We start from the raw sequence: 14,241 nt of genomic DNA on the forward strand, positions 1-14,241 counted from the left end.
CCGGGCTTGCGAGACAGAGTCACGGTGTCCGGCGGGCAAGGAGATGCTATGAAGTATATGGCCACTTATGACCTGATGGAAACTGCCCGCAACACAAATGAGTGGTTGGGGGCGACCGCGCGGGCGCTGGCGTCCTACCCTGCCTTTTCGATGTCGATGAGCCCGCTGGTCAACCTGACCGCCGCCTGGGGCGAAGTGACGGAACGCACGTTCGGCCGCATGGTTGCCAAGCCGGACTGGGGCATCCGCTCCATCGCCGGGGATGACGGGCAGGACCATCTGGTGGATGTGAAGCCGGTGGTCGAACGCCCGTTCGGCGATCTGATCCACTTCTCGGTGCGTCGCCGCGCGCCGATGAAGCGCAAGATCATGCTGGTCACCCCCATGTCGGGGCATTACGCCACATTGCTGCGCCCGACCGTGTCCAGCTTGCTGCCCGATGCCGATGTTTATGTGACAGACTGGCACAATGCCCGTGACATTCCGGTGTCGGCGGGCAAGTTCGATGTCGAGGATTACACGCTCTACCTCGTGGAGTTCATGCGCCATCTGGGGCCGGATACCCATGTGATCGCGGTGTGCCAGCCGGTGCCGCTGACACTGGCCGCCGCCGCCTATCTGGCTGCCGAAGATCCGGCCGCGCAGCCCCGGTCGCTGACGCTGATGGGCGGGCCGGTGGACCCGGACGCCGCCGCGACCGAGGTCACCGATTTCGGGCGCCGCGTCACCATGGGCCAGTTGGAACAATGGGCGATCCAGCGTGTCGGCTTCAAATACAAGGGTGCGGGGCGGCTGGTCTATCCAGGTCTGCTGCAACTGCAAAGCTTCATCTCGATGAATGGCGAACGCCATGCCAAGGCGTTCAACGATCAGATCATGCGCGTGGCGCGGGGCGAGGCGTCGGATCACGACGCCCATAACCGCTTCTATGACGAATATCTGGCCGTGATGGACATGACCGCCGAATTCTACCTGTCCACCGTCGAGCGCATCTTCAAGAACCGCGAAATTGCGCGCAATGACTTTGTGGTGGCGGGCAAGAAGGTCGATTTCGGCGCCATCACCGATATTGCGGTGAAGATCGTCGAAGGCTCGAACGATGATATTTCGGCGCCGGGCCAGTGCCTTGCCGCGCTGAAGCTGCTGACCAACCTGCCTGACAGCAAGAAAGCCAGCCATCTGGAAGACGGCGCCGGCCATTATGGCATCTTTGCCGGCAAAAGCTGGCGCCTGAACATCCGCCCGCTGGTGCTGAACTTCATCGACGCGAACTCTGCCGCACCCGTTTCGGCAGCGCCCGCATCTGCCGCTCCCGCGCAACCGGCGCCTGCGGCGAAATCGCCAACGATCAAGCTGGCAACCAGCCAGGGCTCTGCCTCAGCGTAACAGCATCGGGCCGCGCAGGAAGCGTTCCAGCGCGGCCGTCACCGCCTCGGGTTGTTCGACCGAGAGCAGGTGCCCTGCCCCCTCCAGCATCTGCAATTCGGCAAAGGGCATCAGACCGGCCACAAACTCGTGCCGCCTGCGGCTGACAAGGCTGTCTTGCGTGCCGCCCAGGATCAACGCGGGCACATTGGCGCGGCGCATGGTCTTTTGCTGATCCGGGCGGCGCTGCATCGCGCGTGACTGGCGCAGATAGACGCCCTCGCCCAGATGATCCGCCATATCGTGCAGCAGCGCCTGCACTTCGGCCCGGCGCGCGCCCATGTCGGCGGCGGGATAGTCTTCTGCCACCGCCTGAAACAGCCACCCGGCCCGTGCGGCCACCATGCGCGCCTCGCGCGCGGCGGCAACCTGCGGCGCCTCGGTCAGCGGATCGGTGGAGAGCAGCGCGATCCGTGTCACCCGGTCCATCACCCGGCGCAGGATGTCCAGCGCCACATCGCCGCCCAGCCCCTGCCCGATCAGCGCAAACCGCGGCGGAAGCTGGGGCAGCAGGCGAAGCGACATCTCCTCAACCGTGGCGCCCGTCGGTTGCAGCAGCATGACCGGGCGGTGCTGCGACAGATGCAGGATCTGGTGCAGGAACACCCGCGCATCGCACAGCAATCCGGGAATAAGAAGAACCGGCTCGGTCATGGCTGCCCCTTGTGCCCGGGCCGGTTGCTCCGGCCCGGTTTGTTACGGGCAGTCTATCCCGGCGCTGGAGGGCGGGCCAGAGCGCAGGGGGTGTGGCAGGGGGTGCAAAGGGGCGAATGTTTGAAATTGAAGCGTGGTGTCGGGATTTACATCAAGATCGCCACACAACGGCTTGATCTTCAGTTAAGCCTGCACGGCCATAGCCGGGCAGATGTTGCTATTGTGCAAGCCCGATCAGCTCTGCCGTCGCATGGGTGATCAGGTCCAGACATGCGGGGGTAGAAAAGCGGTGGTCCGCCCCCTTGACCAGCGTCAGCCGCAGATCCGGGCTTTGCGCATGGTCCAGCAGCCGCAGCGCGACCGCGGGTGGCACATCCACATCCGCCGTGCCCTGCAACAGCCGCACCGGGAAGGGCAGCGGCAGCGGGTCGCGCAGCACGAGGTTCTGCCGCCCCTCCTCAATCAGCTTGCGGGTGATGATGTAGGGCTCGTCGGCGTATTCAGATGGCTGCTCCAACCGCCCCGCCATCACCGCCGCCCGCTCGGCCTCGGTGAAACCGGCCCACATCAGGTCTTCGGTGAAATCCGGCGCGGCGGCGATGCCCACGAGGCCCGCCACCCGATCCGGCATCGCCCTGGCCACCAGCAGCGCCATCCAGCCCCCCATCGACGAGCCGACAAGGATCTGCGGCCCGGTGGTCAGCCCCGCAATCGCCGCCATGGCGTCCGCCGCCCAATCACCGATGCAGCCATCGAGAAAGTCCCCAGATGACTGGCCATGCCCCGAATAATCGAAGCGCAGGAAGGCACGGCCCGTCGCCTCGGCCCAGGCCTGCAGATGCACCGCCTTGGTGCCGGTCATGTCGGATTTGAAGCCGCCCAGAAACACCACGCCCGGCCCCTGCCCTTCGGTGCGATGATAGGCGATGCGGCGGTTTTGCGGGGTGGTCAGAAAATCGGGCATGGGCGTCTCCTTTTGCCCGGTCTTAGCAGACAGGGGCGGCACGGCTCAACCGATGCTCTGCGCCAGAACCCGGCTGATCACATTGAAGCTCTGCCCACTTTCGGCACGCCATTGATCGAAGGCCGCCTGCACCGCCGCCCTGGCCTTGCGTGCGGTCGGCGGCGCGTCGATCACGCCTTCGGCCACCAGACGCGCCACCACATCTTGCGACAGCAAATAGCTTTCCTTGCCCATCTGCCGCAGCATATAGGGGCCGGTATTGCCACCCAGCCGACTGCCGTTCTTCACCAGCCAATCCACCAGACCGAGAAAATCCTCCGCCGGCCAATCCGCCACCTTGCGGGCAAAGCCGCCCTCCTGTTCCTCCACCCGGCGGATGAAGGCGGCATTGTCGCGGATCGCGGCGATCTTCGGGCCGCTGCGGATGACGCGCGTGTCGGCCAGCAGCGCCTCGAAACGGTCATCATCCATCATTGAGACGCGCCCGATGTCGAAACCGTCAAACGCGGCTTCGATCCCCGGCCATTTGGCCTCGACCACGGTCCAGCTGATGCCCGCCTGAAAGATCCCGCGCGCCATTTGCGCCAGCCAGCGATCCGCCGGAATGGCGGCCAGCGCCTCGGGGCCGAGCGGCGCCTGCGTTGCCGCCAGAACCTTGTCCACCCCGCCCTTGCGTTCGGCCGCGATGGCCAGAATTTCCGCGAATGACCGCATCACCACCCCCCTTGCCCGCCGCCGCAGCGTGGCAGAACCGGCATCTTCCGGCAAGAACCCCACCGCAACGCTTGACGCGCCGCAGATCCCGACGCAAAAGCGCGGGAACATAACCCGCAACCGGGCGTTCCGTGGGCGCCAAACTGACGAGGAGCTTGGCATGAGCCAGATTTCCCCCCCCTCCATTTGCCTGACCTTTCCCGATGGCAACAAACGCGATTTCGCCGCGGGCGTGACCGCCGGTGAAGTGGCCGCCGCCATTTCCACCAGCCTTGGCAAGAAGGCGATTTCCGCCACGGTGAACGGCAAGCACTGGGATCTGCAATGGCCGATCTCTGGCGATGCAACCATCGCCATTCACACGATGCAGGATGACGCGCAGGCGCTGGAGCTGATCCGCCATGACCTTGCGCATATCATGGCGCGGGCGGTGCAGGAAATCTGGCCGGATGTGAAAGTGACCATCGGCCCGGTGCGTGATTACGGCTGGTTCTACGATTTTGACCGGGCAGAGCCGTTCACGCCCGAGGATCTGGGCCAGATCGAGGCGCGGATGAAGCAGATCATCAACGCGCGCGAGCCTGTCAAAACCGAACTTTGGGACCGCACACGGGCGGTGGAATACTACCGTGGGCGCCATGAGCCTTTCAAACTCGAACTTCTGGACCGGATTCCCGAAGGCGAGGACATCCGCATGTACTGGCATGGCAACTGGCAGGATCTGTGCCGGGGCCCGCATCTGCAGCACACCGGGCAGGTGCCCGCCGACGCGTTCAAGCTGACCCATGTGGCCGGGGCCTATTGGCTGGGCGATGCGACGCGGCCGATGTTGCAGCGCATTTACGGCGTGGCCTTCAAGAACCGTGACGACCTGAAGGCACATCTGACCATGCTGGAGGAAGCGGCGAAGCGCGACCACCGCAAGCTGGGCCGCGAGATGGACCTGTTCCACCTGCAGGAAGAGGCGCCGGGCATGGTGTTCTGGCACCCCAACGGCTGGACCATCTACCGCGCGCTGGAAGACTATATGCGCAAGCGCCTGCGCGAACAGGATTACAAGGAAATCAAGACGCCGCAGGTGGTTGACCGCGTGCTGTGGGAAAAATCGGGCCACTGGGAAGCCTACCGCGAGAACATGTTCATCGTCGAGGTGGACGAGGACGGCGCGAAGGAAAAGCGGATCAACGCGCTGAAACCGATGAACTGCCCCTGCCATGTGCAGGTGTATAATCAGGGGCTGAAAAGCTACCGCGACCTGCCGCTGCGTCTGGCCGAGTTCGGCTCGTGCCACCGCTATGAAAGCTCGGGGTCGATGCACGGGTTGATGCGGGTGCGCGGCTTTGTGCAGGACGACGCGCATATCTTCTGCACCGAGGACCAGATCGAGGCGGAATGCGCAGGCTTCATCGGGCTGTTGTCCAGCGTTTACAAGGACCTGGGATTCGAGAAGTTCGACATCAAGCTGTCCACCCGCCCCGATGTGCGCGTGGGGTCTGACGAGGTGTGGGACAAGGCGGAAAACGCGCTGCAAAAGGCGATCGAAAGCCTGGGCCTGCCCTATGAAATCAACGAGGGCGACGGCGCCTTCTATGGCCCCAAGCTGGATTTCAAGCTGACCGACGCCATCGGGCGTGAATGGCAATGCGGCACCTTCCAGGCCGATTTCAACCTGCCGGTGCGTCTGGATGCCGAATATGTGGGCGAAGATGGCGCCAAACACCGCCCCGTCATGCTGCACCGGGCGGTTCTGGGGTCGTTCGAGCGGTTCATCGGCATCCTGATCGAGAACTATGCAGGCAAACTGCCGTTCTGGCTGGCGCCGCGGCAGGTGGTTGTGGCCTCCATCGTGTCGGATGCGGATGAGTATGTGCGCGAAGTGGTGGCGGCGCTGAAGAAGGTCGGCGTGCGGGCCGAAGCGGATACGCGCAACGAGAAGATCAACTACAAGGTGCGTGAACATTCGGTCGGCAAGGTGCCGGTGATCCTGGCCATCGGCATGAAAGAGGTCGAGGAACGCACGGTTTCGGTGCGCCGTCTGGGCGAAAACCGCACCGAAACTGCCACGCTGGAGGCCATCCTTTCCGAGCTTTCCGCCGCGGCAATGATGCCCTGAAAACGGGCAGGATGCAGAAATCCTTCATGGTTTCAGATGGTTGAGCGACGTTTTGTTGCTCAACCAAACTGCTTGCTTTTTGCTTTGGGCATGGCATGATTTCCCCTGTGACAACAGACTCTCGACCGCCTCCTGACACCAGGCAGCCGGAATATTCGAAGACCTGGCTGCACGGCCCGCGGCAATATCGCCCAGGGATGTCTGATGAAGGAGTGACGGAATGCCGACTGGCACCGTGAAATGGTTCAATGCCACCAAAGGTTTCGGGTTCATTGCGCCGGATGATGGCGGCAAGGACGTGTTCGTCCATATCTCGGCCGTGGAGCGTGCCGGGCTCAAGGGCCTGAACGACAACCAGAAAATCGGATACGAGCTGCAGTCGGGCCGCGACGGTCGCGCCTCGGCCTCGGATCTGCGCTTGCTGTAAGCGGGCCATTCCCGCCAGAGACGGCCCCTTCGGGGGCCGTTTTCATTTCAGAACAGCGGCTTGGACGGTATCGTCCCACCCGAGGGAGAAGCGGCCCTCGTCCTCGATCACCGGGCGTTTCATCACGGCGGGTTGTGCGGCAATCTGCGCTTCGGGTTCCGACATCTTCAGGAAGTCGCTGAAGCCGCGATAGGTGGTTGAGGTTTTGTTGATGATCCGGTCGCCGAATTCATGGACCAGCCGGGCGATCTCGTCCTCGGACAAGGGATCTTTGCGCACATCGCGGAAGGTGACGGATTTACCTGCATTTTCAATGGCTTTCAGTGCCTTCTTGCAGGTGTCGCAGGTGGAAATTCCATAGAGGATCATCGTAAAGCCCTTTCGGTGACAGGCGTGCCGCAGGTGTACACCCCCCGTACACCCCCTGTGCATACGCGGATCGCGCCACAAGGCCAAGCGCCCGCGTTAACGCGGTGCCGCAGAGGGGTGAGTCGCGGAGGGCATGACACTGGCGCAACCGGAAATCCAGCTTCCGGGCTGGACCAAACGCGCCGATTACTCAGGGGGGTTCGGTGGTGGCGAGGGGGGGACTCGAACCCCCGACCCTGCGATTATGAGGCGTGTCATCATCGCTGATTTTGCGCGGGAAAATCGGTAAACGGCGCAAGATCGCGCATCATCAGAATCAATAGGTTACGGCCAGACTGTAAACCTAAATGCCACCCCCCGCCAATCAGGCCTGGGCCTTTTCACCGCGCGCAGCAATGACCAGAGCCGGGGCGCGGGCCAATGCGTGGATGCAGGCCGCGAAGCCAAGGCCCCTCACTCATAGCATTAGGCAACAGAACAGTCGCGCCGAACAGCGCAGTTCCTGATGAGATGAGGCAGGCGGGACAAATTCCAGATACTATCAAAAGTGCAGGGCATCGCAAAATAGTCAGAACGGAGAGGATCTGTAGAGGTGCAGGGATGTGCTTACATCGGTGAAGCCCGTCCTGAAGAAATAGTCCTTGCCGGCTTCAACCTGAACGAGTTGCTGGGTGGCCTCACTCCGAATGCAGCCGCTCTGTGCTCCGATAAAGACCTCCCCCGCCGACACGTACAGCGTTACGTTTTCGCTCGCGCCCAACTTGGCGACAGGCTGATTGTTGAGGGAAATGATGGTTTTGCAAGCAACTCCGGTCATCGAGAAATCACGAAGGATGTGCAACGCCCCATCTTTTGATTTCTTCGTGCTGTAGTATTTGCCAGCGGGAAGAATGTCGCTGGCAGGCTTCGTGGCCACCAGAGGCGTGGGTCCGCTCGAACAGGCGGACAATCCCAGCGCTAAAGTGAATAGGGCAACGGTGGCTGCGGTCTTCATCCAGAATCTCCTAGTTTTTCTCTTACTTGAGACTAATTCCCCTAACCGCAATTGCTTCAGGTCTGGGCAATCCAGCAGCAGAGTACCCAAGCAGAACTCTGGCGGCAACCATGCAAGAGGACGAGCGGTATGACGCCCTGACATTATGCTCCCCAGGTCGCTACGGCGATCGGGCAGGGTGGCAGTCACGCAAGCATGAGATAATGGCGGCACGGCATCGGTCGAAAGAGTTTTCCGGCGAGTAGCTGAGTGCAACATAACGGACCACGTTCTCGCCTCCTTGAACACATGTGTTTTCCACGATGTACCGCGCGCTGCCCGCTCCAGCACCCCGGACAGCGCATCGACACGCCCCCCGCTCACACCTCCAGCTCAGGCACCTGCGCATCAGAACGTCTTGAACGACGCGCTGGATAGCTGGATAGCTTGATCGCCAACGCAACAGGCGTCGAAACACCCACGTTCACCAGCGCGTGCCGCACCGAACGCGCTCGCGCCTCCTTGGGCACTTTCTGCATCCATCTGATGACTAGAAGCCGGAAAAATCATCAGAATCTCGGATGCTTCCCTGCCTTGGCATGGAGAAAGTCAAACTTCAGACAGAATCTTCTCACAGCTTTGCTGAACTTGTGTTTGACTATCTAGAAAGAGCGCGATAACGCGCCGTCCGAACCTCTCTAGGGAACCATTCGGACAATTGCGACTTGCGAGGAGAGGACACCATGAGACCCTGCATTTCTATGGAAACGCTACCCACAAGAATTCAGCAAGAGATTCGCAAGGCTGTCCGGGCACAGCTCGGTGACAGCGTCACAAGAGTGCATGTCGAGAACGTTGAGCTCTCTGGGGAGCAGTTAACTGTCGTCATCCGCATCTATATCGATGATGAGAAGTCCGCATCCTCGCCATCATACTTTGGCCTTACGAGGTCAATCAGAGGAGCGATGGGTGCGATTGGGGAAAGCGTTTTTCCAGTTATTCGCCCGGTATCTGCATCTGCATGACCGACAACGCATCCGGCCTTCTTCGGGCTGCGCACCGAAGCCTTGCTGCCGCCAATGAGGACGATTTTGAGTTCCGTAGGGCGATCTCCGCCAGCTACTATGCGGTGTATCATCAACTCGCGCAGTCATTTGCTGACGCCTTGGTTGGTGAAGTGGAGGATGAGCGTCCAAATAGGGCATGGATTGAGGTCTATAGAGGTCTAGACCACTCTGCCTGCCTGCATGCATGCAAATTGGCGGTTAGCCGAAAGGTCAGTTTTCCTGAAGCTCTACTTGCGGTGGCTGATGAGTTTGGACAGCTCCAAATAGCACGGCAAGAAGCGGATTATCATCCACAACTGAAATTGGAGCGGCATGCGGCAGACATGTGCGTCCAGTTGGCCGAGAGCTGCGTCAGTAAACTGAGAACCACATCGCGACACGATATTGTAGCCTTTGCTGCTTGGGTTTTGATCACAACCAAAGGCGCCAAGCTTGCACGCGACTCGCTCTATCCAGTGTCGAATTCTGTGCCTCCGGCGAAATCGAAGCCCGGGCAGGCGCAGTCTCGGCATGGCTCAGGCGGAAGTTCCCGACCCCGAAAGCCTACACATAGCAGAAGACATTAAACCACCTGAACTTGACACCGCTTAGAGCGTGGTGCATTGAGGCTTTGGCGCCCGTCGTCACCTTTACACCGCACATTCCGTATGGGAACTACAAGCGGTAGCTTTCCGAGCACAGGCTCAACCCTGTTCCTCGAAAAGATGAGGTGAACGATGGCGACTTGTCGGTGGCCGAAGCCCGTGCACGTTTGTGCTTATAAGCGGTTTCGCTGCGGACGGTGGGAGCAAGTCTGCTCCCACTGCCGTTCGTATCCTTCCTAAGCGTTGCCGCGCTGGAAGGTATGATTGCTAAGAACGACGACGGGCGCCGCTTAGAGGGGGTGTAGCCCCCTTGGACTCTCTGGTCAAGGGCGCTATGGCGTCTATGGGCAGTATCGGCATAATGCCCCTTCGATTGAAGATACTCTGAAACACTGAACGATGTCTTTCACGCGCATTCTGTCACCCGAGTGACGCCGCAGGTGACAATGGTGGGCAGAGGATGTCGCACCGCACAGCAGTAGATTATATCCATGTTGCTTTCATTTGGATCCGGATCGAATGTGGCTGAGGATCCCCTCACATCCCGATCTTCGGCGGGCTCGCCTTGAGCAGTTCAGCCGCCGCCCGGTTCCGCAGCGCTGCTTCGCTGGCCCCGAGCGCGGCAATCGCATCTGGCAGCGCCTCGCTCGCATAGCCCAGCATGAGGTTCAGCGCCGCATCGCCGGTCAGTTTCCGATCCAGCGCCAGCCGCGCCGCGCGTTCCAGCGCCTGCGACAGCGCATCGGCCCGCAGCGCGTCGGCCTGTACCCCATGGGCCGCGCCCCACTGGCGCACAGCCTGCGAGGCCGCGCGCATCCGCGCCACCATGGTCCGCATCATGTCGCGCCAGGCCGCGGGCGCGGTTTCGCCGGGCGTGGTCTGACTGTTGGTGGCCTCCATATAGGTCCAGACATTGACGCCCAGCATCTGCCACGCGGCACGCTGCTGCGCCTTGTCCTGCGCGATCCACTGCCTGACGCGGCTGCCCGACCGGGCGATCTTGTGGCAGCGATAGCCGGGCGCATCGGACAGCGCTTTGTCGCCGCACAGCTTGACGGTGCCGGACACCACCTCGATCTCGACCGTATGTGCCCCCGCGGTCAGCGGCAGGACCGCCGACTGGATCGTGTCCACAGCCCCCTGCACCGGCAGCGTGGTCCAGGCCCCGCCATCGACCCGCCAGCGCACGACGCCATCGCCGCCCGAGGTGCCGCCGCGATCATCCCACCCCGCAAGAATGCCAAACCGTGGAAACCCGACACCCCCGGGGCCATCGCACGCAACGAGATCCTGCGCACGTCGAAGCGCGTCGGTCGAACCATCTGGCGACGATGGAGCGGCTATCACCGCAGAAGCCGTGCAGAGACCAAGATGCACTGCGTCAAACTGCTCGGTCAGCGACTGTCCGCCCGGGACTTCGACCGTCAGGTCGCTGAGTTCCAGGTGCGTGTCGCCGTGCTCAACGGCTTTACCGCCATCGGCACACCCATCACAGAGGTCGCAGGATAGGTCTGTCCGGGTAAAGGGGACGCCCGGTCAAGAGCCAATTTGTGCAACAGAGCCCTTTACTGGAACAAGAGCCAACTCAACAACCACGACTGATCCAACCAGTTATGAACTCTTGTCGGCCCAGCCAAACCGATTAGTAACAGCATCACGCTGGTTATCACAATAGACAACCCAAAGTAGAGCGTAGCAGATGTGGACCATTTGATCTCCGTGATCCCGAGTGCTGAGGTGTCCACGCCGATTTTTTTCAATGATCCGACCTGTGCCTGATGATAGCCGTAAGTCTTCCACAATAGGTAGGCTGAGAGGCAACCGATCATGGCCAATATCAAACACGCAATCCTGGTCAGATGGTTGTTGGCCATATCTTGTGCGGCAAACGCAACACCACCACACATGGACCAGAAGAAGAAGGGTGCCAGCCAACGAATGGTGTCCCAGTGCCGCAGATTATCCATCGCTTGCCCGATTGCCATCTGGGTGAACGTTTCCGTTCGATTCGACCAATCGGAATGCGGTCGTAGGAGTGCGAAGAGGAACCTGCTGGTCCTCTCATACACGTCAGTGCCCTCGGACTCTCGCGGCCCAGCTATGTTGATTGTGAACGATCTGTCGCTTTGGATTTCATCTTTGATCCTTCCCCATACCAGTTCCAGAGTGTCATCGGGCTTGACCAAAACGCATCGTGACTCGTCCTTGGCAAATCGCTCAGTTGCGCTTGTGCCGGGACTATCTTGGGCCCCATACAAGAAAATCAGTGTCAGATCGGCGGCCCTAACATTGAGCTTCGTTCTGATCAGAAGGCCATTTGGGTTGCCGTCTTCACCATGGTCAGTTTCCCACATACCTTCGTAGGATTCTGGCAATGGGCCGGATTCGCTCCAACGACCTTTTGGGATAAAGCCACCGAAGGGTATGCCCAGTGCTCTTGCTGCATCAAGGGCTGCTCGATCACTTCCGGACTGCCCTCCAGATAACACCCTAGAAATCTTCGGTTCGGGTTTGCTCCCAGTTTCGACATTGGTGCTCATGGCTCAGGCTCGGGTCTCAGTTGCACATGCTAGGAGATGATCACAAGGAATGGCACAATGCGAGAAGTTTGCGCGAAGGGCCTGGCTGCCCTCGTGCAGAAGCTCCTGCACCCGCGTTCGTACCGGTCCACCGCTCCGACTACCACCCAAGTCCACAGAGTTCGTTGAACCTGGTCTGCACCTCGTTCAGTGGCCTATTGTTGAGCCTTAGCTGCGCATTTACAGCGAGCTTTGCGCGCAGCGGCGAAACGGCCAAAGCCGACCGGATGGGGCACCAAGACTAACGCGTGGACGCAGGCGGCCAAAGACCCGCCCACCACCTGAAACCCCGTCGAAGGGGCCAGCGTCTGCGCCTCACCGTCGCGCCTCGGCCAGACTGGCGTCGATCCGCAGCATCAACGCCTCGTCAGACGGCTGCACCGCCGCCAATGCCTCAGGAACTGTCTCGCGCAGGTAACTCACCACCAGTTCGCGTGCACGTGGCCTGCCAAGCTGGCGCTCTAAGGCCAATCCCACCGCGCGGTTGATCGCCGCCGACAGCCGATCAGCATGGCGCTGGTCGATCTGTATTCCGGTCCAGCGGCGCAGCGCGGCCACGGCCTGCGCCACTAGCGCGGCGATGGCGCAGGCGATCAGCTCAGTCAGATGCGGCTGAAGTTTGAGCCAGAGGCTCAGGGCGATATCAGCCATGATCAGGCTCCTTTGAACCAGCTGGGGACGTGAAAACCCGGGCACGCCTTGGCGGCATACTGGTTGTGCCCGGACACGGTGGTGATCTGCGTGCGCATCGAAATCGCCTCGATCTGATTGCGCAGCTGCACCAGTTGCCGATCGGTGAAATGCTGTTCCGCCAGATCCGTCTCAGCCGAGCCGAATCCGCCGATCAGACAGATGCCGATGGTCCCGCGATTGCGTTCTTGCACATGCGCGCCGATCACGGTTTCGCGCCGACCGGAGCGCAGCTCGCCGGAACGCCCGATGACCCAGTGATAGCCGATATCGCTCCAGCCCTGTTCCTGATGCCAGCGGCGGATTTCGGCGACCTGTGCGTCGATCCCATCGCCGTCCATCCATTCGGGCCGGGTCGCGCTGCAGTGCACGATCACCTCGCGCACCGGATAGCGGGCCGACCCCTGATAGATCATCGCACTGGTGACGGGCGCCACATCCTGCGCCACGATGGGCGCGCCCTGCCCCCAACGCACCGCGGTTGCGCGGGTGCGAGGGCCATCAATGCCGTCGATTGCGCCCGGCGAATAGCCAAGCGCAGCAAGCCCGGTCTGGATGGACCGGATGGAATCGGATGCCATGTGATGCTCCATGAAAAGCCCGCACGCGGCGGGCGCTTGTTAGACGGTCGTTAGACGGTCACCCCTGCCGGTCATCATCCGGTGGCAGGAACCGCTCCACCACGCGCTCCGCGATCACGTCGCCGCGCGCCTCGACCAGCCCGGCCAGCCGCAGCGCGAACCGGGTCAGGCGGCGCGAAAGGAACCCGGTCGCCAGCATGACGGCCTGCACCGGGGCGTGCATCGTCCACCACTCGCCCGGCCAGCGCTGCCAGATCAGCGCCGCGATATGCGACGCCAGAAAGGCCCCGAGCATCACCAGCCACAGCTCGCGCCGGTCCTGCTCGGGGTCGCTGCGCATGGCAAAGGCCGCGCCCGCCAGCGCGAGGAACAGCCCGCCCAGCCACTCATAGGGTGCGAATGTGATGCCAAGTCCTGCCAGCGCGAGGGTCAGCGGGTCTTTGGCGTGGTCTGCCAGTGTGTCGCGCATCATGCCTCCGCGCATGAAAAAGCCCGCGCGCGGCGGGCGGTGTCGGGTATGATCTGCGGCGCCTCAGATCGACGCGATCCAAGAGCAGCCATCCAGAAACATGCCGGTCGCATCGCCCGCCGTCCGCAGGCTCATAACCCCTGCCGCCGTCACGCGCAGTTGCGCGATATACGGGCTGGCAAGGGTGCAGACCGGGATGATGATTTCGGCGGGCGGGCGGAACCCCGCAGGCAGGGTGGTGATCGTCGTTTCCGCCGTCTCCACCCCGCCCTTGATTGCGCCGTGCGGATGCACCATGCCTGTTGATTTCCACCCAGAAGTGACCCGGGGTTTTCATCGAGAATTGACCCGCCTGAAGGTTATGTTCTGCGGGTTATGCTGGGGTCAAGGCATGCGTGGCCTCCCTTTTCGTTTTGGCTACTGCTGAGCTTGCCTTGAAGCGGAAGCTGTCGTTTCCGGTCTCAAGGATGTGGCAGCGGTGGGTAAGACGATCAAGCAGGGCGGTGGTCATCTTGGCGTCGCCGAATACGGTTGCCCATTCGCTGAAGCTGAGGTTTGTAGTGATGATGACGCTTGTGCGTTCGTAGAGCTTGCTCAAGAGGTGGAACAGCAACGCCCCGCCCGAGGCGCTG

The 14,241-nt window shown here is 61.6% G+C and carries 15 protein-coding genes and 1 pseudogene; 4 read left to right on the forward strand and 12 right to left on the reverse strand.

Going from position 1 to position 14,241, the window contains the following annotated elements; genetic code table 11:
- Positions 1 to 48 precede the first annotated feature (48 nt).
- Positions 49 to 1,386, forward strand: coding sequence for a polyhydroxyalkanoate depolymerase (phaZ, locus tag BMX43_RS08405; protein WP_091300073.1), 1,338 nt, complete (start codon positions 49 to 51; stop codon positions 1,384 to 1,386).
- On the opposite strand, the gene BMX43_RS08410 is transcribed toward phaZ, so the two are convergent.
- The 3 genes from BMX43_RS08410 to BMX43_RS08420 all read right to left on the reverse strand — a co-directional run bounded on the left by BMX43_RS08410 (position 1,378) and on the right by BMX43_RS08420 (position 3,757).
- A complete protein-coding gene (locus BMX43_RS08410) occupies positions 1,378 to 2,079 on the reverse strand; it encodes an alpha/beta fold hydrolase (protein WP_091300077.1) in 702 nt (233 codons plus the stop codon). The genes phaZ and BMX43_RS08410 overlap by 9 nt on opposite strands.
- A gap of 217 nt (positions 2,080 to 2,296) precedes the next feature.
- Positions 2,297 to 3,043 carry an alpha/beta hydrolase gene (locus tag BMX43_RS08415; protein ID WP_091300080.1) on the reverse strand — a complete coding sequence of 249 codons (747 nt, stop codon included), beginning with the start codon at positions 3,041 to 3,043 and terminating at the stop codon, positions 2,297 to 2,299.
- 45 nt (positions 3,044 to 3,088) lie between these two features.
- Entirely contained in the window at positions 3,089 to 3,757 is a 669-nt protein-coding gene (locus BMX43_RS08420; RefSeq protein ID WP_091300236.1) for a DNA-3-methyladenine glycosylase I, read from the reverse strand.
- Positions 3,758 to 3,917: 160 nt separating this feature from the next.
- On the opposite strand from BMX43_RS08420, the gene thrS reads away from it, so the two are divergent.
- Entirely contained in the window at positions 3,918 to 5,870 is a 1,953-nt protein-coding gene (gene thrS / locus BMX43_RS08425; RefSeq protein WP_091300084.1) for a threonine--tRNA ligase, read from the forward strand.
- 220 nt (positions 5,871 to 6,090) lie between these two features.
- Positions 6,091 to 6,297, forward strand: coding sequence for a cold-shock protein (locus BMX43_RS08430; RefSeq protein WP_091300087.1), 207 nt, complete (start codon positions 6,091 to 6,093; stop codon positions 6,295 to 6,297).
- Between the two features lie 42 nt (positions 6,298 to 6,339).
- Here the strand turns inward: BMX43_RS08430 and BMX43_RS08435 are convergent, their stop codons facing one another.
- The 3 genes from BMX43_RS08435 to BMX43_RS08445 form a co-directional block, all read right to left on the reverse strand.
- The gene (locus BMX43_RS08435; RefSeq protein WP_091300091.1) at positions 6,340 to 6,666 is read right to left on the reverse strand and encodes an arsenate reductase family protein; all 327 of its coding nucleotides are present in this window, start codon (positions 6,664 to 6,666) and stop codon (positions 6,340 to 6,342) included.
- 568 nt (positions 6,667 to 7,234) lie between these two features.
- Complete coding sequence (locus BMX43_RS08440; RefSeq protein ID WP_091300094.1) at positions 7,235 to 7,660, reverse strand: hypothetical protein; 426 nt, start codon at positions 7,658 to 7,660, stop codon at positions 7,235 to 7,237.
- A 2,167-nt stretch (positions 7,661 to 9,827) separates the two neighbouring features.
- Positions 9,828 to 10,478: a hypothetical protein gene (locus BMX43_RS08445; protein ID WP_217643944.1), complete on the reverse strand. Its 651-nt coding sequence runs from the start codon at positions 10,476 to 10,478 to the stop codon at positions 9,828 to 9,830.
- On the opposite strand from BMX43_RS08445, the pseudogene BMX43_RS08450 reads away from it, so the two are divergent.
- Positions 10,476 to 10,799, forward strand: a pseudogene (locus tag BMX43_RS08450) (transposase); the annotation flags it as partial. The gene BMX43_RS08445 and the pseudogene BMX43_RS08450 sit on opposite strands and share 3 nt — an antisense overlap.
- A 56-nt stretch (positions 10,800 to 10,855) precedes the next feature.
- Here the strand turns inward: BMX43_RS08450 and BMX43_RS08455 are convergent.
- From BMX43_RS08455 to BMX43_RS08480, 6 genes are all read right to left on the reverse strand, one after another.
- Positions 10,856 to 11,830, reverse strand: a complete 975-nt coding sequence (locus BMX43_RS08455) for a YpsA SLOG family protein (RefSeq protein WP_091300099.1) — start codon at positions 11,828 to 11,830, stop codon at positions 10,856 to 10,858.
- 354 nt (positions 11,831 to 12,184) lie between these two features.
- Positions 12,185 to 12,520 carry a hypothetical protein gene (locus tag BMX43_RS08460; RefSeq protein ID WP_091300104.1) on the reverse strand — a complete coding sequence of 112 codons (336 nt, stop codon included), beginning with the start codon at positions 12,518 to 12,520 and terminating at the stop codon, positions 12,185 to 12,187.
- A 2-nt stretch (positions 12,521 to 12,522) separates the two neighbouring features.
- Positions 12,523 to 13,140: a peptidoglycan recognition protein family protein gene (locus BMX43_RS08465; RefSeq protein ID WP_175482058.1), complete on the reverse strand. Its 618-nt coding sequence runs from the start codon at positions 13,138 to 13,140 to the stop codon at positions 12,523 to 12,525.
- A gap of 58 nt (positions 13,141 to 13,198) precedes the next feature.
- On the reverse strand, positions 13,199 to 13,609 hold the full coding sequence (locus tag BMX43_RS08470) for a hypothetical protein (RefSeq protein WP_139201551.1): 411 nt from the start codon (positions 13,607 to 13,609) through the stop codon (positions 13,199 to 13,201).
- A 63-nt stretch (positions 13,610 to 13,672) separates the two neighbouring features.
- Positions 13,673 to 13,906 (reverse strand): hypothetical protein, encoded by a 234-nt coding sequence (locus tag BMX43_RS08475; RefSeq protein ID WP_091300114.1) that lies wholly within the window; start codon positions 13,904 to 13,906, stop codon positions 13,673 to 13,675.
- 76 nt (positions 13,907 to 13,982) lie between these two features.
- The coding region (locus BMX43_RS08480) for an ATP-binding protein (RefSeq protein ID WP_175482059.1) at positions 13,983 to 14,241 on the reverse strand (259 nt) is incomplete at its 5' end.

The sequence above is a fragment of the Gemmobacter aquatilis genome (genome assembly GCF_900110025.1).
In the GTDB taxonomy this organism is placed as follows: domain Bacteria; phylum Pseudomonadota; class Alphaproteobacteria; order Rhodobacterales; family Rhodobacteraceae; genus Gemmobacter; species Gemmobacter aquatilis.